Origin of the sequence: Flavobacterium galactosi, from assembly GCF_048158585.1 — a bacterium.
Taxonomy (GTDB): Bacteria; Bacteroidota; Bacteroidia; order Flavobacteriales; family Flavobacteriaceae; genus Flavobacterium; species Flavobacterium galactosi.
On sequence record NZ_JBLNKV010000001.1, the window covers coordinates 343,738 to 366,369 of the forward strand.

Below are 22,632 nucleotides of genomic sequence, written 5' to 3' on the forward strand. Positions count from 1 at the left end.
AATTTTAAATTACATTTTCGATCTTTTCCTCTAACAAATAAAACAAGGTGCGTTTATTGATATGTTTTGCGAATAAATTTGATATGTATTGAGTACAAAAAAACTAATAGAGGGGCTATTTGTGTGTGTGTTCTTTTTCAGAAGCTGGATTATTTAAAATCCGAAAGTTGCAACTAAATTGTATAGTAAATGTACAATAAATTTTAAATATAGCAGGATATTTCAAGAAATTTCAGCTTTGTCGCTCTGGGAATTGCCGTATTTTTTTTGTTAAAAAATTCTTTTTCAAAAAGAAAAAATCCGATAAAACTGTGGTGACGATTATAATTATCAATAACCCACTTTCATAAATAGATTTGCTGCAATTTTGTTCGAAATCGTCATTTCTTTTGAATCCACTTTTATTTTCAGAGACAAGTCGAAACTTTCCTTACTGATGATTTCAATTTTAGAGCCCAATGCGATTCCTTGCTTGTCCAAATATTTCAAGAAATCTGCCGAGGAATCTTTAACACCAACACAAATTCCTGTTTGGTCCACCGTCAATTCAGAAAGCAACTGTTTTTCCGTTTTTATAATCTGTCCTTTCGCATTTGGAATCGGATCGCCATGTGGATCTTCGGTCGGATTTCCCAGAAAATCATCGAGTTTGTTGATGAGTTTTTCTGATTTTATATGTTCAAGTTGTTCCGCAATATCATGTACTTCGTCCCAGGAAAAATCTAACTTATCGACTAAGAAAACTTCCCAAAGACGGTGCTTTCTCACAATCATTTTTGCAGACAATGTCCCTTTATCGGTGAGAGAAACGCCTTGGTATTTTACGTAATTAACTAAATCTTTTTCCGCCAATTTCTTGAGCATATCAGTCACTGAAGAAGCTTTTGTTTCCATTTTTTCGGCAATGGCATTAGTGCTTATTTCTGAATCCGAAAGAATCGTTAGATGAAATATGGTTTTGAGATAATTTTCTTCTGAAAAAGTCATTTTGTTGTAAGTTTTAAGAATAAAATTATTTTAATAATACTGGCTCTATAATTTTTTGCCAGATCGAATATCCTTGCGCATTCATGTGCAAATTATCTTTTAAAAAAATTGTCGGTATCGGTTTTTTATTGGCATCAAGCATTTTTTCCCAAACAGAAAGAAAAAGTGTATTATCTTGCCTTTTGATAAATTTTCTTATTCGTTCATTTCCATCAATTAGTCTTTCATTCATTTTCCACCTACTTGGACTTGGCTTCATTGAGATATAAACAATTGCTGTTTTGGGAAATTCTTTTCGAATGTCCTGATATAATATTTTAAATCTTTCAAAAACAATTTTCCCAGTGATTGAATCGGATGAAGCGATATCATTTTCTCCACAATAAATTACAATTTGTTTGGGCTTGTAAGGAAAAATAATATCGTTTTCATATCGGATAACATCCAACAAAGTTGACCCTCCGAAACCTCTATTAATAATCGTATAATTTGGAAAATAAGAGGAGACATCTTTCCATTTTGTAAATGATGAACTTCCTACAAGCAGAATTGCATTACCAGGCGGAAACACAATCGAATCCTGTTTTTTAAATGCCAAAATATCGGCTTTAAATCCCTGGGAATGTACTGTATTTAGAAAAAATACAGTAAGTAAAAAAACGATCCATTTCCTTTTTAAGTTCATAATTTTTTGAAATTTAATTTTTCACGATCAGCAAAGGTATCGAAATTTTATGGCGAAGTTTATCAACAGTAGTTCCAAAGATTAAATCTTTGAATCCAGTATGTCCGTGCGTTCCCATGACCAAGATATCAAAATTTCCTTCATTGATAATGTTAGGAATCACTTTATTAGGTTTCCCAAATCCCAATTTTGTTTCCACTTTAAATCCTTTTTCCGACAACATTTCTTTATATTCGTTTAATAGTTTTTCGTCTATTAAAGTTTCATGATCGTCAATATTTTCGCCATAAACAAGCGCTCCAACGGTTTCTACCACGTGAATTAAGGTGTATTTCGCATCAATTCCGCCTAATTGAAAAGCGTTGTTCAATGCTACTTCATCAGCGCTGGAAAAATCTACCGAAACAGCAATATTTTTTTTGCTATAGATTGCAGTTTTAGAGAATTGCAACTTTAAATTGTGTGGCGAATGGTTTAGAATCCTAGTTTTTGTTTTAGAAATGAAAGGTTTCACTATGATATAAAGCAACAAAATCAAGAAACCTATAGCTAAAGGAACCACGGTTAACCATAACACTATTGGATTTTGGGAAGTTTCGAGCCAACCATTAATTTCATCAAAAACCAATTTTGCATTCAATGAAACAATAATGGTTGCAATAACCCATGAAGCAATTTGGGTAACCTTACCAATATGAAATCCCTTCATTTTTGATTTGTCGCTTACAAAATGGATCAGCGGAATAATCGCAAAACCCAGCTGTAAACTCAGGATAACCTGGCTCAAAATCAGTAATTTCCCAGTGACACTTTCCCCATAAATCGTAATTACAATAACCGCAGGAACAATGGCAATCAGTCGGGTGATGATTCTTCGAACCCAAGGCTGAATACGTAAATTAAGATACCCTTCCATCACAATTTGACCGGCAAGTGTTCCTGTAATTGTGGAACTTTGCCCGGCAGCAATCAAGGCTACTGCAAATAAAATAGGGGCAAATTTACTTCCTAAAAGAGGTTCTAAGAAGCGATGGGCATCTTGAATTTCTGCCACTTCAAACATTCCGTTTTTGTAAAATGTGGCTGCAGCCAATATCAAAATGGCGGCATTCACTAAAAAGGCTAAGTTTAATGCAATTGCAGAATCGATGAAATTGTATTTTAAAGCCTGCTTAATCCCCCCATTGCTTCTATCGAAATTTCTGGTTTGCACCAATGAGGAATGCAGGTACAAATTGTGCGGCATAACCGTTGCCCCAATAATTCCAATAGCGATATATAATGCCGCTTGATTGGGCATCGAAGGAATTAACCCAAACAACACTTTATCCATCTCAGGCTGGGCAAAAATCATCTCAAAAATAAAAGAGAACCCAATGATTGCTACCAATACAATAATGAAAGCTTCCATTTTACGGATGCCTTTATTGATCAAGAATAATAACAAAAAAGTATCTAATACTGTAATTAACACTCCTTCGATCAACGGAATATCAAACAATAAGTTGATCCCGATTGCCATTCCTAAAACCTCGGCTAGATCACAGGCTGCAATAGCAATTTCAGCAAGGAAATACAATATATAATTGATAAATGGCGAATACGTTTCTCGTGAGGCTTGTGCCAAATCGCGTTGAGTAACAATTCCCAATCGAGCACTCAAACTTTGCAACAACAAAGCCATAATGTTACTCATCAATAAAACCCAAAGTAAGGCATAACCAAACTGGCTCCCGCCGGCAATATCAGTAGCCCAATTTCCCGGGTCCATATAACCAACACTGATTAAATAGGCTGGTCCGAAAAAAGCTAATATTTTTCTGAAAACTGATTTTTTATTTTGTGTGACTACCGATCCGTGAACTTCTTCTAAAGATTTTCCCATGGTTGAAATTAAATTATTGATACAAAAGTAATTAAAAAATTTGTTTTACGAAATATAATTTTTAGCTTTGCCTAAATTTAATTTAAGCATTGTGAAAAAAATATTTATGTTATTTGTTTTTCTTGTTGTAAACTTCAGTTATGCACAAGAAAAAACTTTTGTTTCAGGATTCGTTTCATCAGAGAAAAAAGCGATTCCTAGTGCAAGTATTGTTGTAATGGGAACTAATTATAAAACTAAAACCGATAGCTTAGGCAACTATAGATTAGAGAATATCCCAGAAGGAACTTATAAAATTCAGGTTGCAGCTAACAGTTTTCAAACATCCAGAAAAAATATTAGTGTCAAAAAAGACGAAAATACCATAGTGGATTTTGAACTTTCCAATACTGAAAACCAACTGAACGAGGTAGTTGTTTCAGGAACTTTGAAAGCGGTAAAAAGACTAGAAAGTGCCGTCCCAGTTGAAGTCTATTCCCCAATATTTTTCAAAAAAAATCCTACCGCAAGTATTTATGAAGCACTTCAAAACGTAAACGGAGTCCGACCGCAACTTAATTGTGGCGTTTGTAATACCGGTGACATTCACATTAACGGACTGGAAGGTCCCTATACTTTGGTTTTAATAGACGGGATGCCCATTGTAAGCAGTTTATCCACTGTTTATGGATTATCCGGAATACCAAATTCTTTAGTAGAAAGAATTGAAATTGTAAAGGGTCCTGCATCCTCATTATACGGCAGTGAAGCTGTGGGTGGTTTAATTAATATCATCACTAAAAACCCGATAAATGCCCCATTATTCTCGGCGGATGTTTTTAGTACTTCTTGGCTGGAAACCAATATCGACTTAGGTGTAAAATTGAATGTTGGTAAGAAAGCAACGGCGTTATTAGGTCTAAATTATTTCAAGTACAACAATAGAATTGACAATGATAAAGATGGATTTACCGATGTTTCACTCTCAGACCGAATTTCACTTTTTCAAAAATGGACTTTTGACAGAAAAGAAAACCGATTATTCACTATTGCAGCACGTGCTTTCTATGAAGATCGTTTTGGCGGAGATATGCGCTGGGAGAAAAAATACCGTGGAGGAGACGAAATTTACGGCGAAAGCATCTACACAAAACGAGCAGAACTTATAGGAAGTTATCAATTGCCATTTCAAGAGAAATTGATGCTTTCATTTTCTGGAAACGTGCATTATCAAGACAGTCGTTATGGCATAACAAACTACATTGCCAACCAAAAAATTGGGTTCATGCAATTAACCTGGGATAAGAAATTAGGGAGAAATGACCTGCTCACAGGAATAGCAGCACGTTACAATTATTATGACGACAATACCCCTGCGACTGCAGCTCTTGGAAATAACAATCCGGAAAAAACTTGGCTACCCGGAATTTTTGTTCAAGACGAAATCACCTTCACTGAAAAACACAAACTATTACTGGGAATGCGTTACGATTACAACTCATTTCATGGGAGTATTTTGACCCCACGACTAGCCTATAAATGGAAATTGAACGACAATAATATTCTTCGGCTAAATGCCGGAACGGGTTTTAGAGTTGTGAATTTATTTACAGAAGACCATGCTGCCTTAACAGGCGCTCGGGAAATTGTAGTGGCCAATAACTTGAAACCCGAACAATCTGTAAACGCAAATTTGAATTACATCAAGAAAATAAATTTCGGCAATGGAACATTTATCGGAATTGAAACAGCCCTTTTCCACACCCGATTCAGCAATAAAATTGTTTCCGATTACAAGACTGACCCCAATAAAATAATTTATGATAACATCAACGGATACGCCATAAGCCAAGGAATTAGCACCAATATAGACGTCAATTTCCCCAACGGATTAAAGATTATAACAGGCGCTTCCTTACTTAATAATAAAAATGTTGAAAACGGCGTAAAAGAAACACCCTTTCTAACCGAAAATTTTACTGCAACATGGAGTGTATCATATAAAATAAAAACTATCGATTTGAACATTGACTATACCGGAAATTTGTATGGACCAATGAAATTACCATTATTAAGTACTTTAGATCCTCGAAGTGCTAATTCGCCGTGGTACAGTTTGCAAAACATTCAATTCACGTATTCTGGCTTAAAAAACTTTGAATTCTATGCCGGAATTAAAAACCTATTGAACTTTTTACCCAAACAAAATAATCCGTTTTTAATTGCAAGAACAAATGATCCTTTTGACAAAAATGTAGAATATGACACTAGCGGACAAGTACTGGCTACACCACAAAACCCTTACGGATTAACATTTGACACGACTTATGTGTATGGCCCTAACCAAGGTATTCGCAGCTTTTTTGGACTGCGCTATAATTTAAAGTAGATGAGAAAAAAACTCCTTTTACTGTTGCTTTTATTTTTGGTGATTCCATCTGGTTTTGCGCAGCTAAACATGGTCTCTTTTGAACAAATAGATAGTCTGCAAAATATTGAAAAAAGGAAAGTTATCGTTTTTATTCATACGGATTGGTGCCAATTCTGCCATGCTATAAAAAACACGACTTTAAAAAACGAAAACATCATAAAGGAACTAAACAATACTTTTTATTTTATTGATTTTAATGCCGAAGAAAAACGGACAATTACTTTTAACAAAGCTTCTTTTAAGTTCAAATCCACGGGAAATACTTCCGGAATTCATGAACTGGCCATACAATTAGGAACCATTAACAAACAGCTGAATTATCCTGCTTTATGTGTATTAAACAGTGAAAACGAAATCATTTTTCAAGACAACAACTACATAAAACCGAAAGAGTTTCAACTCATTTTAGAGAAACTAAAAGAATAAAATGTCTATTTTTGATGTAATTGTCAAATTTTCCAATGAAACACTTCGATTACATCTTTACCGGAACTGGCTTATCAGCTTTGATGACCGTTTATAAAATGCTGCTTTCGAGAAAATTTAACGATAAAAGCATTTTGCTTATTGATGAAAATACTAAAAAAACGAACGACCGAACTTGGTGTTTTTGGGAGAAAAACGATACTCTCTGGGAAGATTCAATTTCACAGCAATGGGATTCTGCTTTGTTTGCCAATGAAGACTTTCGTCGGAATTTAGATTTAAAACCGTATCAATACAACATGATACGCGGCTTGGATTTTTATAACCCAGTATTTGATTTGATTTCGAAACAAAAAAACATCTCTTTTGTTAATCAAAAAGTATTGGAAATTGAAGAATCCGAAAATATAATTCTGATACAAACTGATGCTGATAGTTTCTCCTGTTCAAAACTATTCAATAGTATTTACAACAGACAAAAAATAGAAAATCAATCCAAATATCCTGTTTTACAGCAGCATTTCATTGGTTGGTTTATAAAAAGTGAACAGCCTGTTTTTAATCCGGAACAGGCCACATTCATGGATTTTTCGGTAGAACAAAGAGGAAATACACGCTTTATGTATGTCTTGCCAACTTCCAGAACCGAAGCTTTATTAGAATATACTTTGTTTTCTCACCATCATCTTGAAAAAGCGGAATATGAAAGTGAAATCAAAAAATACATTCAAAATCTCGGCATTACAAATTACGAAATTATAGAGAAAGAACAAGGAAGCATCCCTATGACGTGTTATCCTTTTTGGAAATTGAACACTAAAAATGTCATTAATATAGGTACTTCTGGCGGTTGGACTAAAGCCAGCACAGGGTACACTTTTAAAAATTCTGATAAAAAATCCACTGAATTGGTTTCGTTTCTGCAAACGGAAACTGATTTCACCAAGTTCCATAAAAGGAATAAATTCTGGTTTTATGATTTGTTGCTTTTGGATATTTTAGACCGAAAAAATGTATTGGGAAGCACTATTTTTTCTTCCCTGTTCAAAAAGGGAAATCCAACATTAATTTTTAAATTCTTGGACGAAGAAACGACTCTTTCAGAAGACATTCAAGTGATATTAAAATGCCCTAAAATACTATTTATCAAAGCGGTATTTCATGTTATTTTCAAAACAATAAAATAACAATCAAACTATAACAAAACTTTATGGCACAAATAAACGTGTTGGTTTTAAACTTTGTAACTTTGCAAGATTAAACAAAGAAAATTTCAAACTTTTTAAAATAAAAAATATGTATCCAGAAGAAATGGTAAAACCGATGCAAGCTGAATTAACAGCTGCAGGTTTTCAAGATTTACATAGTGCTGAAGCAGTTGAAAACGCAATGAAAGCTGAAGGTACAACACTAGTGATAGTAAACTCAGTTTGTGGTTGTGCTGCAAGAAACGCACGTCCGGGAGCAAAAATGAGCTTAGATGGGGCAAAAAAACCAGACCATTTAATTACCGTTTTTGCAGGAGTTGACAAAGAAGCTGTTGACGCTGCCAGACAACATATGTTCCCTTTTCCTCCGTCATCGCCAAGTATGGCTTTATTCAAAAATGGAGAATTAGTTCACATGTTAGAGCGTCACCACATTGAAGGTCGCCCAGCAGAATTAATCGCTGAAAACCTAAAAGACGCTTTCAACGAGTATTGTTAATTCAATAAAAAGAAATAAAAAACCACGATTCAGCGAAAGCAAATCGTGGTTTTTTATTATAACTGTTTCTCATAAGAAAACATCAAGTAACAGTGTCCCCCCCTTTTCTAAAACCTATTAACTGTCTGTACTTTAATTCTGTTTCTTTTAGTTCTTCTTCCATCTGTTTGTATTTACTGATATCTTTTATAGTAACAACAGCTGCTACTACCTTATTATCCTGATCGACTAATGGCCTGCCGCTAATAAGAACCCTTCTCTTTTGTTGCGCAACGGGATTCCAAAGAACGACTTCAACATCATTTGTTTCCTCTCCATCCAACGCGCGTTCCATTGGTAAGTTTTGGGAAGGAAAAATAGTTTTCTCATCTGGAAAATACAACTCAAAATGATCGGTTAAATTAGACGATATTTTATCATCCTCTTCAATCCCAAAAATTTCATTGGCCATATAATTTGCCATTACTACTTTTCTATCTGCATTGGCTACGATAACACCCTCACTAATATTCTCTAAAATCAATCGTAGCTTTTCTTCATTTTCATACAATTCATCAACGGCTTTTTTACTTTCAGTTATATCTCTTACAAAACCAATAAAAAAATATTTTTCTCCCATTTTGATCGGTGAAACACTAATAGACACCGGAAATTCAGTTCCTTCCTTATTGACCGCTTCTATATCATATGTTTTATTTAAAAGTGGTCCGATTCCTGTCGTTAAAAAATGTTCCATCCCTTTTTTATGCTCTTCTCTATATCGTTCCGGAATAATGAAATCATAAAGGTGTTTCCCCATAATTTCGGCAATTTTCCATCCAAAAACAGATTCAGCCTTTGGATTCCATCTCAAAACATTGCTTTCACTATCAATGACAATAACCGGATCAGGAGCACCATCAAAAATGCTTTGTATTTGCTGTTCGTTATCTTTTAATTTCTGAGTGTAATTATTTAACATTTCTTCATCTAGTCTTTTTTGGGTGATATCCCGTAAAACTGCATAGATCATTCCTCCTTTAATATCCGTTGCTATCACTGATTCAGTCCATTTATACGAACCATCTTTGCATAATAAAGGGAACATAACATCTGCCTCTACCGGCTCTCCTTTTAAACGTTTTTCCCTTCTTTCACTGACAATTTTCACATAATCTGGATGCAGCAGATCTAAAAGTGATATTTTCTCTAAGTCATTTTGATCATAACCCAAAATTTTAGTGAACGCAGGGTTAATTTTTATGATTTTATTTCCTTTTTCAACAAAAAAAGCGTCAAATGACATCTCAAAAAAATTGTTGACTATTTTTAAGGATTGTTCATTTTTAACTTTTTCAGTAATATCACGCGCAACAGAATATACTATACCTTGCTGTAAATCAATAGTGCTATGCCAGTCCAGCCATTTGTAGGCCCCATCTTTACAAAGAACACGGTATTCGAAATTTACAATTTCATCTCCTTTTAGAAGCTTAGCCAATACTTCATCGGCTATTTTTTTGTCATCTGGATGTGTTAATTCCGTAAATTTTATGGTATTCATATCTTCTTGAGTGTAACCCAATGTTTTGGTAAACGCTGGATTTATTTTTATAAAATGGTCTCCTTTTGAAACGACAAGTAAGTTATTAGACATATTGAAAAATTTATCGGCAACGACCAAAGAGTCTTCAATTTCTTTTTTAGCGGTAATATCGCTGGCAATAGCATACAATAATCCGGTTGAGGGGTCTGGATAAGTTGACCAAGAAAGCCATTTTATTGACCCGTCTTTACAGATATATCTATTTTCGAAATTTATTGTTGAAACACCGGACTGAAGTTTAGCAACTTCTTTTTTTGTAACGTCAATATCATCAGGAACTGTAAATTCCAGAAAGGGTTTACTCAATAACTCTTGCTCTGAATATCCTAAGATTTTACTGGTAGCCGGATTAACCTTTATAAATTTATCCTTTGAGGCTATAACCATCATATCTAATGACATGTTAAAAAATTTATCAGCCGCTTTGAATGACTCTTCTAATTTCTTTCTTTCTGAGATATCCGTCGAAATTCCGCCGATTGCATAAATCCTCCCTGTTGAATCATACAAAGGAAATTTTACCGCGATATAAGTATGAGGACCATCCGGTTGTCGGATAGTTTCTTCTGTTTTTAGTTCTTTTAATGCTTTTGCCACTTCAAGATCAGAATTCCTATAAACATCAGCCACTTCCTTTGGCAGAAAATCATGATCCGTTTTCCCTATTATTTCTTCGTTCGGAATTTGAAATAAAGATCCAAATTGTTTATTGACCAATAAATATTCTCCATTTATTTTCTTTATAAAGATGGGATTCGAAGTGTTATCAATGATGGACTGAATCTGTTGTTTGCTTTCTAAGAGCAAGTTTTGGGAAATATTTTTAGCCCGTAATTGAGCCTTAATTATAAAATAGACGATGGTCAGTAACATAATTGAAAGGACAAACAAGGAAAGTTCTATCCCATATAAAACGGAATCATTTGTTTGATCTCTTTGTTTGTCAAGCCGAGAAATAAAAACCCATCCTGAAGCAATAACAACTAATAAATTGATAATAAATCCTAATAATATTTTTTTTTCAAAGGAAATTTTCATAGTAAAAATGGCGTTAAATGTAACATTCATTAACCTCAAAAAACCGAATAATCATCTACTTATACAGATGAAAGTTAGTGAATTATATCCAATAATCAAAGACTGTTTTAACACATACACCCTGAACGATCCATTAAACCAGAAAAGAAACATTTACATCCATAAATAAATACACCACGGTATTTGAAGAATCTTTAGGATAAAAAAAGAGAAGAAACCCTAAAGTAACTTCTCTTTGCTATTTTGAACAAATTTTTGACAACATCTCTTGGCTTTAGTTATCCTTCACACATCGAAATCCCAAGTGATTACAAGCACTTGTCGTTTCTCCTTTTCCACGGCTTCCTGCGACATATCGAATGCAATATTGGTCACTACACAAATAAGATCCGCCTCTTTGAACGTGTTTTTCTACTCCAGGTTCTTCGGGATCATTACTGGTCGAGGGGCCTTTGGGATTATCATTAGCACTATTTTTATAATAATCGTCACGGTATAAATCGCTACACCATTCCCATACATTTCCTTCCAAATCATAAATTCCAAAAGGATTTTTAGGAAAAGATTTCACTGGAGCTGCTGCTACAAAACCGTCTTCGGCTGTATTATTATTTGGAAAAGTTCCTTGAAAAATATTGGCTAACCATTTGCCATTTAGCTTGAGTTCTGTTCCCCAATAATATTTAGCATGCGGTCTTCCTGCTCTAGCGGCAAACTCCCACTCAGCTTCGGTAGGTAGTCTTTTACCCGCCCACAGTGCATACGCCTGAGCATCTACATAACTGATTTGTACCACCGGATTATTTTCAAGTCCAACGATACTGCTTTCCGGCCCTGCAGGATGTTGCCAGTTTGCTCCCGGCACGTATTTCCACCATTGTTGGATATTATCCAAAGAGACTTTATCTGTTGGTGCTGAAAACACCGCCGAACCCGGCACTAATTTATCTAGCGGAACCCCGGGATAATCATCGGGATTTAACGGTCTTTCTGCTATTGTTATATATTTAGTGGCTGTTACAAAAGCAGTAAACTGAGCATTCGTCACTTCGTGTTCATCCATCCAATACCCTTTTACACGCACTTTATGAACGGGTTTTGCATCCGCATAATCATTGGTTCCCATATTAAATTCCCCTCCTGCAACCCAAACCATTCCATTCGTTGAAGTAGTGACAGTAATCGCTGTGGAACTATTTCCAATGGATTGTAACAACAATGCTTTTTTGGAAGTATTTGCCTTGCACATTGCTTGACAGCTAGTTGCAGCAACAGCCACACCCTTACTTTCTTGTGCAAAAGAGGATAAACCTGATAAAATAATTCCAGTAATTAAACGATATATTTTCATGTTTTTATTATTCATTATCCTTCTCCCCGATTGCTAAATGTCATTGTGTTTTAAAAAATATTCCTAACACGTTTTTTGATCGGTTAGGAATTATAATCCTTCGCTTAATCCAATTTTCAAATAACAATCTGGGACAATTGATGAGTGTTTTATTATTTTTTAGGATTGAATTGGCTCGTATCTGTTTGGATGTGTTAGAACCGTATCCTTTTTTTGAGCAATTGGAACGGCAAGAACACCAGCGGCTAAAGCACTTCCTTCTTTTTTAGATTTAAATATTGGCCAAAGAAACTGTGCATACCATTCTTCTTGTTTATAGGATTTCATTCCGTATGATTTTGGAAATTTTCGAGTAATTAAACCTGTTCCGAAAATCACATCCCAGAGGAAAAACATATTTCCAAAGTTACCTTTAAAATGACCAATTCCGTCACCACTAGTATCTGCATGATGGGCGTGATGCGTGGCTGGAGTCGAAATAAAACGCTCCAAAACCCAAGCAATTGGATGCAATATTCTGTATTTATAGAATGGTTTGTCCCAAGCAATACTCGAATGTGCTCCTAATGTGATAAAACTTTTTATAACCAGAACAAATAAAGCAGGTAATCCTAAACCTAAAAACGTTAAAGTAGCTGTCAGATAAATTTGAGAGAAAAACACCGTGTAAATGAAGTTTTGTCTTGAAGCCATCGCCATTCCCATGTATGGAGCCGAGTGGTGTGTTCTATGGAAACGCCATAAAAATGGCACTTGATGGTGCAAACGATGGTACCAATATTGTGTTAAATCATCGGCTATAGCAATTAAGAAAAAGCCGCCCCAAAACGGAACCCAAGAAAGTGTATTTTCAAGATTTGGAATTAAAAATGGTAAAGCTGTTAAGCTAAAAAAAGCAACTACTGGAGGTAAAAGCAATTTAGGCGCCAGAAAACAAATGATATCTACTTTGCGTTCTTCTCCTGTCCATTGGTCATCGTATAAACCTGCACCAAATTCGATGGCTCCTAAAACCAACATAAAAGCTATTAATCCCCAGCTTCTTATATTTACGAAGGCAGGTTGCACAAATTCTAAAAACGATGGTAATGCAATATGTGATTCGGCTATGATACCATTATTCAGTTTAAAATAAAGGTAAATGGCCAATACTGGCAAGGTGTAAATTAAAAGACTTATACTCAAGTCTCGGGTTAATTTTCCTTTTAAATTTTGATCTAATGCCATAATTTCTTATTTTAAAAATTGATTTACTAATGCTAAACCTCCAGCCAAAATGGTTAAAGGTACTAAAAACACAATTGCCCCAACGACAATCTTCTTCCCTATTATTTGAAAATCTATTCGTGTCATGATTTTATTTTTTATATTATATTTAAAGAATCAGGTCTTTTTTGAATTCTAAATAAAGACCTGAATTCTTGATTTTTTTTCTTACTGATTTTCTCCAGATTGCGTTGCTTTTCGAATCAATTCTTGAAGGTTTTTGCCTTTATCTGCCCCAGTGTTATGTATTCTTCTAACAAACACATCTTGCCAATCAATCAACGGATAAACATTATTCTCTTTGGCTTGCTCATCAAACAATTTTTTAAGCTCCGCTAATTTTTCAGGATACTTATTAGCCAAGTTTACACGCTCATTAAAATCTTCTTTTAAGTTGTACAATTCCCAAACATCTGTATCAAAATTACTTGCGGTTGGTATTTCGTTTTTACCCAATGTGTTTTTTAAGGCAAAAGAATCCGGAAGATGTGCTGCGCCGGCCTTCCAACCCTCTTTGTAAATGGCTCTGTTTCCAAAAATATAATAGTATTGCACTTTGTGTAGTGATTCGGCTTTAGCGTCATTTAAAGAAGTATATAGGGAAGATCCTTGGATAGCATCCTGCTTAATTTCTCTAATTTTTTCAGGTGCTTTAATTCCGGCAATTTCCAATGTAGTAGGAAGTAGGTCCGTCACATGGCTGTATTGGTTTCTGATTCCTCCTTTTTCTTTAATCCCTTTTGGATAATGAATAATCAATGGATTACGTGTTCCCCCTTCTGATTGTGCATCTTGTTTCCAATTTTTAAAAGGGGCATTAGTTGCTTGCGCCCATCCTAAAGGAAAATTAGTATTTAACCCTTTTACAGTACCAATTTCTCCAATTTTATTTAAATTATCCTGAAAATTTTTCTCGTCAGATACGCCTTGAGCAAAAAGATTTTGGCTAATCGTACCTTGTAAAGTTCCTTCCTTACTCGCTCCATTATCTCCAATGGCAACAAAAATCAACGTATTCTCTAATTGATTGGTTTCCTTCAAATGATTCACGACTCTTCCAATCTCGTGATCCGTATATGTAAGATATCCAGCATATACTTCCATAAATCTTGCATACACTTTCTTTTGGTCTGGAGTTAGTTTTTTCCAATCCGCAATAAGCGGATTGCGTTCCGGCAATATTGCATTGGCAGGAATTACCCCTAATTTCTTTTGATTGGCAATCACTTTCTCACGGTATACATCCCAACCTTCGTCGAATTTTCCTTTGTACTGGTCGCTCCAAGACGCCGCTACCTGATGTGGTGCATGAACTGCGCCTGGCGCATAGTATAAAAAGAACGGTTTTCCCGGTGCGGCCTTTTGTTGTTTGGTAATATAACTAATCGCTTTATCGGTAATTTGATCGGTTAAATGTCGTCCGTCAGGTTTCACGTGTGCCTGATCTTCTACTAAATCCGGGTTGTATTGGTCGGTTTGAGATCCTAAGAAACCAAAAAAGTGATCAAATCCTTTACCGGTTGGCCATCTGTCAAATGGTCCTGCATCGGTAGCATCCTCATCAGGGGTCACTCCATATTTACCCACTGCAAAAGTGTTATATCCATTCTCTCTTAAAATCTCGGCAATCGTTCCTTTATCCGCTGGAATTCTACCGTCCCAACCCGGGAAACCTGCCGATAACACCGTGTGTGAAAAACCACTGACATGCACCTTTCCTGAATTCCTGCCTGTTAATAATGCCGCACGGGTGGGAGCGCAAATTGCCGTAGTATGAAAATTGGTATAGCGCAGCCCATTATTCGCCAAAGCATCAAAAGTTGGTGTTTGTATCAACCCACCAAAAGCACTGGAAGCCCCAAATCCTACATCATCCAGCAAGATCCAAACCACATTAGGAGCACCAGCAGCAGCTTTTACCGGCTGTGGCCAATATTCTTTTGATTCTGCCAAGGTTTTTCCAATAACGCCTTTAAAACTGGCGTCTGGTTTATTTTGGGCAAAGCCAAATTGTGCTACAAGTACAGCAGTAATCAAAAGCCCTTTTTGCGGGCTTTTGAATTTGAAATTAGATTTAAAATTTTTCATTGTTATATTTTTTTATTGTTTTAATAGATTAATAACCCTCGTTTTGTGGCAATCCTGTTGGATCAATATTGCGCTCACTTTGAGGAATTGGGTACAAATTATTACGTGCTGAAACCGAGTTTTTTGCAGTCACTTTTTTCACTTCGGTCACCAAAGTTCCCCAACGCACTAAGTCAAACCATCTTTGTCCCTCCTGAACAAATTCTTTTTTACGCTCTTCTCGAATGGCTTCTCTTAATTGAATCGTTGAAAGCCCTATTAAATCCACTGTTACATCGGGCGTGAAAATTGGTTTTCCAAAAGCCCTTCTTCTTACCTGATTGACAGCTTCAAGAGCTTCCGCAGTTGCCCCATCTTTTTCATTAATCGCTTCTGCAAAAGACAATAGAATATCGGCATACCGAATCAATGGAAAATTAATAGCCACATTAGCTGGTGTACCTAAGTTTGTAAGGTCCAGGTATTTTTTGAAAATGGGTTTCGGAAAAGTATACAGCGTTCCTGTGGCAGGATTCAATAATTCTTTCACATAACTCACATCTCTTCTAGTATCTCCTGCTGCATAAATATCATAAAACAAGGCGACATCCGAAATAATATCTGCTGGTTCTGTAGCAGTGAATCCCGTAAAAGACGTAGCTTGAAAAGTGCTCCCACTAGAACCGTTTCCGGATTGATTGGGTTCGAATTGTATCGAAAAAATATGTTCTTTTCCATTCTTTTTCGCTTTATTGAATACATCTGCAAAATTTTCGAAAAGGGCATATCCATATCCGCCATTAATGACTTCTTTGGCTTTGCCAATAGCATTGGGCCAATCTTTTCTGGTCAAATACACTTTGGTTAAAATAGCTTTTGCCGCTCCGGAAGTAGCGCGTCCAGCCTCATTGGCAGCATACGTGGCCGGCAAACTTTCGGCGGCTGTCAAGTCCGAAATAATTTGTGCGTAAACTTCCTCTGGGGTTGCTCTTTTTGATTTTAGACTTTCCACCTTAATGGAAGTTGGCTCGTGTAAAACGATTGGAACTCCACCCCAAAGACGCACTGCCTGAAAGTACAACAACCCCCTGATGAATTTGGCTTCATTAATCAATCTGGTTTTAACTACATCAGAACCAGAAACTTTAGGAATATTATCAATCGCCACATTGGCCCTGTTTATTCCGGCATAAATTTGGCGCCAAGCTACTTGAACACGGTCGGAAGTCGCATCATGAGTCAAACTGCTTAAAGCTCTTACTTGAGGATTCGTAGCCGAAACTCCAGCCGCAGCATAATCAGAGGCCATATCGGTCAAGAAATAAAGATTTCTTCCGAAAAGGCTTTGTTCCCCTGGATCAAGACTCAAAGAAGCATAAACTGCAATCACACTGGCAACAGCATCATCTTGGGTCTTAAAAAAATTTTCTTCTGTTATAAAAGAGGTTGGTGTTACCTCTAGCTCCGTGCACGATACAAAGAGACCTGCACTTAGTATAAATGTTATTATTATTTTTTTCATCGTTTAATTTTTTATTTAAAGCCTTATTGCTTCTGTAAATAGAATTCTTGCTAATGCGTTTGTATTTATAACCAACTACATTCGCCTCTGGTCTCCCCCTCCTTCTTAGGGGGCTGGGGGGAGGATTAGAAAGTTACGTTCAAGCCCGTGATGAATGTTTTGGAATTTGGATATGATCCAAAATCAATTCCGGGGTATAAATTATTTTGTTCATAAGAACTTACCTCTGGATCATAGCCGGTATATTTAGTCCAGGTAATCAAGTTTTCGGCAGATACATATAGTTTAATGCTCTTTGTTCCTATTTTTGAAGAAAGGCTTTTAGGCAATGTGTATCCTAAAGTGATTGTTTTTAATCTCACAAAAGAGGCGTCTTCTACATAGCGTTCTGAAACTATTCCCAGCGGAGAACTTGTTGCTCTGGGAATTTCAATACTTGGATTAGCAGGCGTCCAACGATCCAATAAAGTAGCCGCTACATTCGTTCCAAGGGTAGAAATTTCTAATTGTTGATTTAGGGCATTGAATATTTTACCGCCATAAGTTCCTTGGAAAGAAAAATTCAAATCGAAGTTGTTATAAGAAACCGTGTTACTGAAACTTCCAACAAATTTAGGTTGTGAAGTTCCTAGACTTCCTTTATCAGCAGCCGAAATTATTCCGTCTCCATTAGTATCCACGTATCTTCTGTCTCCTACTTTTGTATTGGCCAGACTGTTTATTTTTGGTTGTGCATTGATTTCTTCTTGCGTTTGAAAAACACCATTGGTTTGGTATCCCCAGAAAGTTCCTAGCGGCAATCCTACTTTTACCGTTACGGGCTGTTGTTGCAATAAAGAACCATTTGGAACTACCGGAAAAAATTGATCCACTCCATTTCCAATTTCAACTACTCTGTTTTTATTGGCTGAAAACACAACGTTAGAATTCCAAGAAAAGTTTTCTGTTTTTATGTTTTCTGTTATCAAACCAATTTCAATTCCTTTATTCTCAACGCCTCCAATATTTTGAAGAACACTAGAATATCCTGAAATCAACGGAACTGGTACATTGATAAGCAAATCGTTTGTTTTCTTATAGTATGCATCAAAAACAAAATTTATTTTTCTGTCCAATAATGACCAGTCTAAACCGATGTTATATTGATTCGTTTTTTCCCATCTTAAATCTGGATTTGCCAAACGAGTGGGTGTCAATCCTGTTTGTAAAGTACCTCCAAAAGCATAATTAACAGAACCGATCGAAGCCAAAGAAAGGTAATTTCCAATTTCCTGATTTCCTGTTGTTCCTGCGCTTAATCTCAATTTTGCGTCAGTTACGCCTTTGATATTTTTGGCAAAATCCTCTTCGGTAATGTTCCAAGAAAAACCTGCTGACGGGAAATAACCCCAAAGCGATTTCGAACCAAATCTTGACGAACCATCGGCCCGTGCTGATACCGTAAAATTGTATCGCCCTTTATACGAATAATTTACTCGGGCCAACCACGATTTCAGCACACTTTCGAATGCATCACTATACGGTTTTACAGCCACACCGTCTTGTAAGGCATTGTACGTATTGGCATCATTTACAAAAGTATTCGCTCCTGCAGTAACGATCTCCCCTTGTGTATATTGAAGCGTATAGCCTCCCAAAGCCGAAAACTTGTGATTTTCTCCAAAATGAGTATTGTAATTCAACGTGTTTTCATTCAATACCGAACTTACTAATCGATTACCAACTGAGGCCAATCCTTTAGTTCCGGCACCAGTTGTAGTATTGGATGGAGCGTAGTAATTTTGTTTGGTATTAATCACATCTCCACTAACCGAAACCTTAGCGGTGATTTGTTTGTTTATTTTATATTCGCCAAACAAACTGGTCAAAATTCTATCAATTTTGGTTTCATTGAGCGTATTTTCCAAATCATTAATTGGATTGCCTATAATCCCATTAACCGCCGTCGAATAGGGATTATTAGTTAAATTATATGAGCCGTCATCATTTTTAATAGGAACTACCGATGGCGTATATAAAGCAACTACTAGTGGATTCGGCTGTCTTCCGGCAGCAGCACCACCATTGGTCCCGACACCATTCGATAATGAATTGCTATAATTGGCATTTACACCAAATTTAAAGTTTTGCGAATAATTTCTTTCGTAATTAGTCCGCAGCGAAATTCGTCTGAAATCAGATCCAATAACGATTCCATCTTGATCAAAATAACCGCCTGAAACAGCGTATCTAGAACGCTCATCACCTCCTGAAAATGTCAATTGATGATTTTGAACTGGAGCATTTCTAAAAACTGCCGATTGCCAGTCATAATCTCCCGAAGTTTTTAGTGCTTCTATTTGAGCGGCAGAAAAAGAAGGCGCTTGCCCTATACTTGCCTGAACGTCGTTACGCAAACTGGCCCATTCACTGGCGTTTAATAAATCTAACTTTTTTGAGACTTTTTGAAATCCAAAATACCCTTGATATGAAATAATATCTTGTCCTTTGGTTCCTTTTTTAGTAGTAATAATGATCACACCATTAGCACCACGCGACCCATAAATAGCAGTTGCGGAAGCATCTTTCAATACTTCGATAGACTCAATATCACCGGGATTAATGGTTGACAATACATTGACTCCTGCTCCTGCAAAAGCCACTCCGGCCGTGCCATTCGTATTATCATTGTAAATCAATATTCCATCTACCACATAAAGTGGTTCATTACCTGCTGTAATGGAACTTCCTCCTCTTATACGGACACTCGAAGTCGCACCCGGTCGTCCGGAACTTTGAGTAACAACCACCCCAGATACCGCACCTCGCAATAAATTGTCTGCTGAAGAGGTAACCTGATTGAGATTTGTTTTTGGAACTGAAGATACGGAGCCCGTAATATCTTTTCGCTTTTGAGTCCCATACCCAACAACAACTAATTCATTCAGTTCTTGAATATCTTCCTTTATACTAATAATAACAGGGTTTCCATTAACGACAACTTCTGCTTTTTTATACCCTATATAACTTACAATTAAAGTATACGGAAATTTTTGCCCTGTTTGAAAGTAAAATTTTCCTTCCGTATCTGTTGTTACTCCGTGTGTAGTCCCTTTAATAGTGACAGAAGCGCCTATTACCGGTTGGTTTGTTATCGCCTCTATTACAGTTCCGTCGAGTTTAGACTGAATAAGAGGTGTGGTGTTTTGCGCATTAATTCCTACTGATACTAGTAAAAGGAATATCCACGAGTGTATATTTAATTTTTTTTTCATTACTTTGTTTTGGTTTAATAAATAAGGAGTCTTGAAGGTTGACTAATCAACTTTCGTTTTCCTTTTAAGAGATGAACATTTTTTTTTAAGCCTGCCATTTCTGTTCCCGCAGAAATGGCTTTTTTTATTTACAGCACATTCGTTTTTTCATTTTTTTTTATTTTGGATTATTATTCATATAAATTTTGAGGTTTTTTTATTCCAAAACATCAAAAAACTTACGTAGTAAATTACGTTGAATTTGATATTTAGAAAAATGTAAAATGATTTAGGTCGAAGTATCTTAACAGCAACACATTCGGCATGGAGCGCCAAATGCAAACGAGATTTGCATGATCAAAAAAGAGATGTATTTGATAGTCTTCAAAATTTATGCTTTTGTTGTGATAAATGTAGTTATTTAAACTCTACTATTTCTATAGACAAATGTAAGTTATAAAATTAAACCACCAAAAGTTTTATTAAAGTTTTTAAAAAAAAGTTAATTTTATCAAAAATAAAAAGCTTTTCATTTCAATAAAGCCGGCTTTAAAAATAATTTAAATTACTAAAAATAAGCATCTTAATTATTAAAAGTGACTTACCTTTTCATCTTTTAGAAAAAAATAATACCAAATCAACTTCATGACATTTTGGGGAAATATATCCTAAAAACAACACTTTAATACCATTCAATGGATCTTTAAAGAAAGAAAAACTGATTCTTCTTGACATAAAAGTGCCGTATACTAATTTTATTGTCATTTTAAATCCAAACTAAAACCCATTCCCATAAAGAAGTTAGATAGCTAATTTTTTTGATAATCATAAAGCAATTATTCTACAATTTGTTACTTTTGCATCGTTCAAGAAAATGACTTGACTATTTTATCGAAAATAAATTTCTCAACTTAAAACTGTTTATAGCATGCAACTGTATAACACCTTAAGCGCAGAAGAAAGAGCCATCATGATTGATGATGCCGGAAAACAACGTCTTACGTTGTCTTTCTATGCTTATGCGCAAATCCAAGATCCAACACAATTTCGCAACGAATTATTTCTGGCTTGGAACGCTCTGGAAGTCCTGGGCCGCATTTATGTAGCCAGTGAGGGAATCAACGCCCAATTGTCACTTCCTGCCGATCATTTCTACGCATTCAAAGATTCGATCGAAGTCTATGATTTCATGAAAGACATCCGTTTGAACATTGCCGTGGAACAAGATGACCATTCATTCTTAAAACTGACGGTAAAAGTCCGTGATAAGATTGTGGCAGATGGTTTAGTCGACGAAACTTTTGATGTAACCAATATCGGAATCCATTTAAAAGCCAAGGAATTCAATGAACTTCTCGAAGACCCAAACACCATTGTGGTCGATATGCGCAATCATTACGAAAGTGAAATTGGACATTTTACCAAAGCCATAAAACCAGACGTTGATACTTTTCGGCAATCATTACCTATTATCGAACAGCAACTTTCTGAACACAAACAAGACAAAAAACTATTGATGTATTGCACCGGAGGAATTCGTTGCGAGAAAGCCAGCGCCTACTTCAAACACAAAGGTTTTGAAAATGTATACCAACTCGAAGGCGGAATTATAGAATACACGCGCCAGGTAAAAGCCGAAGGTTTAGAAAGTAAATTCATCGGGAAAAACTTTGTATTTGATCACCGCTTGGGCGAAAGAATCACGGACGATATCGTTTCACAATGCCATCAATGCGGCGCACCTTGTGACGTACATACCAATTGTGTGAACGAAGGCTGTCATTTACTTTTCATCCAATGTGAGGAATGTGCAACGGCCATGGAAGGTTGTTGTTCTGCTGAATGTGTGAGTGTGATTCATTTACCGGAAGAAGAACAAAAAGCCATTCGAAGAGGAATAAAAAACGGAAATAAGATATTCAAAAAAGGAAAATCCGACGTGTTGACTTTCAAAAACAACGAAGAAACGCATGGTATTTTTGTTTCCGAAAAACCATCTCGAAGCTTCGGAACTACCGTCAAAAAAGAACCAAAAATCAAGAAAATTTATATTGGAAAAGGAACCCATTTCTTTCCAAAACCCAGTATTGGTCAATTTCTAATTGAAGAAAACGAAATCAAAATTGGTGATACGATTCTAATAAAAGGCTCCACAACCGGAGAACAAAAATTAGTAATCCTAGAAATGCTGGTTAACGATTTAGCACAAGAAAAAGCAGTTTCTGGAGACACTTGTACTTTTAAACTGCCATTCCGGATCCGATTATCTGATAAATTGTATAAAATCATAGAGTAGAAAATAAGACAAAAATCTTACAGAACTAACCCATTACAATTTGATTTGTAATGGTTTTTTTTATTAAATATTTATGATTTATTGGTGCTTTTATCCGTTGCGACTTAAAACTAAAAAATACTATCTTTACACATTAATCGTTTTAAGAACTTAAGTTGTGCCAGTCACAACACT

At 35.8% G+C, this 22,632-nt stretch carries 14 protein-coding genes; 5 read left to right on the forward strand and 9 right to left on the reverse strand.

The window, feature by feature from the left end; all coding sequences use genetic code 11:
- Positions 1–330: 330 nt before the first annotated feature.
- The 3 genes from ACM55M_RS01475 to ACM55M_RS01485 all read right to left on the reverse strand — a co-directional run bounded on the left by ACM55M_RS01475 (position 331) and on the right by ACM55M_RS01485 (position 3,557).
- Positions 331–987: a metal-dependent transcriptional regulator gene (locus tag ACM55M_RS01475; RefSeq protein ID WP_416855689.1), complete on the reverse strand. Its 657-nt coding sequence runs from the start codon at positions 985–987 to the stop codon at positions 331–333.
- 25 nt (positions 988–1,012) lie between these two features.
- Entirely contained in the window at positions 1,013–1,585 is a 573-nt protein-coding gene (locus ACM55M_RS01480; RefSeq protein ID WP_416855690.1) for a GDSL-type esterase/lipase family protein, read from the reverse strand.
- Between the two features lie 100 nt (positions 1,586–1,685).
- Entirely contained in the window at positions 1,686–3,557 is a 1,872-nt protein-coding gene (locus tag ACM55M_RS01485) for an Nramp family divalent metal transporter (protein ID WP_416855691.1), read from the reverse strand.
- 106 nt (positions 3,558–3,663) lie between these two features.
- Here ACM55M_RS01485 and ACM55M_RS01490 point away from each other — a divergent pair, with 106 nt between their 5' ends.
- From ACM55M_RS01490 to ACM55M_RS01505, 4 genes are all read left to right on the forward strand, one after another.
- Positions 3,664–5,925, forward strand: coding sequence for a TonB-dependent receptor (locus ACM55M_RS01490; protein ID WP_416856275.1), 2,262 nt, complete (start codon positions 3,664–3,666; stop codon positions 5,923–5,925).
- Positions 5,926–6,393: a thioredoxin family protein gene (locus tag ACM55M_RS01495; RefSeq protein ID WP_416855693.1), complete on the forward strand. Its 468-nt coding sequence runs from the start codon at positions 5,926–5,928 to the stop codon at positions 6,391–6,393.
- Positions 6,394–6,428: 35 nt separating this feature from the next.
- The gene (locus ACM55M_RS01500) at positions 6,429–7,580 is read left to right on the forward strand and encodes a lycopene cyclase family protein (protein ID WP_416855694.1); all 1,152 of its coding nucleotides are present in this window, start codon (positions 6,429–6,431) and stop codon (positions 7,578–7,580) included.
- A gap of 109 nt (positions 7,581–7,689) precedes the next feature.
- On the forward strand, positions 7,690–8,100 hold the full coding sequence (locus ACM55M_RS01505; RefSeq protein WP_035668910.1) for a BrxA/BrxB family bacilliredoxin: 411 nt from the start codon (positions 7,690–7,692) through the stop codon (positions 8,098–8,100).
- An 82-nt stretch (positions 8,101–8,182) separates the two neighbouring features.
- On the opposite strand, the gene ACM55M_RS01510 is transcribed toward ACM55M_RS01505, so the two are convergent.
- The 6 genes from ACM55M_RS01510 to ACM55M_RS01535 all read right to left on the reverse strand — a co-directional run bounded on the left by ACM55M_RS01510 (position 8,183) and on the right by ACM55M_RS01535 (position 20,183).
- Entirely contained in the window at positions 8,183–10,723 is a 2,541-nt protein-coding gene (locus tag ACM55M_RS01510; RefSeq protein WP_416855695.1) for a PAS domain-containing protein, read from the reverse strand.
- Between the two features lie 274 nt (positions 10,724–10,997).
- Entirely contained in the window at positions 10,998–12,074 is a 1,077-nt protein-coding gene (locus ACM55M_RS01515) for a formylglycine-generating enzyme family protein (protein WP_416855696.1), read from the reverse strand.
- Positions 12,075–12,233: 159 nt separating this feature from the next.
- Positions 12,234–13,301 (reverse strand): sterol desaturase family protein, encoded by a 1,068-nt coding sequence (locus ACM55M_RS01520; RefSeq protein WP_416855697.1) that lies wholly within the window; start codon positions 13,299–13,301, stop codon positions 12,234–12,236.
- 207 nt (positions 13,302–13,508) lie between these two features.
- Positions 13,509–15,428 carry an arylsulfatase gene (locus tag ACM55M_RS01525; RefSeq protein ID WP_416855698.1) on the reverse strand — a complete coding sequence of 640 codons (1,920 nt, stop codon included), beginning with the start codon at positions 15,426–15,428 and terminating at the stop codon, positions 13,509–13,511.
- A 28-nt stretch (positions 15,429–15,456) separates the two neighbouring features.
- Entirely contained in the window at positions 15,457–16,929 is a 1,473-nt protein-coding gene (locus ACM55M_RS01530; protein ID WP_416855699.1) for a RagB/SusD family nutrient uptake outer membrane protein, read from the reverse strand.
- Positions 16,930–17,054: 125 nt separating this feature from the next.
- A complete protein-coding gene (locus ACM55M_RS01535) occupies positions 17,055–20,183 on the reverse strand; it encodes a SusC/RagA family TonB-linked outer membrane protein (RefSeq protein ID WP_416855700.1) in 3,129 nt (1,042 codons plus the stop codon).
- 907 nt (positions 20,184–21,090) lie between these two features.
- Here ACM55M_RS01535 and trhO point away from each other — a divergent pair.
- Positions 21,091–22,458 carry an oxygen-dependent tRNA uridine(34) hydroxylase TrhO gene (gene trhO, locus ACM55M_RS01540; protein ID WP_416855701.1) on the forward strand — a complete coding sequence of 456 codons (1,368 nt, stop codon included), beginning with the start codon at positions 21,091–21,093 and terminating at the stop codon, positions 22,456–22,458.
- Positions 22,459–22,632 lie beyond the last annotated feature (174 nt).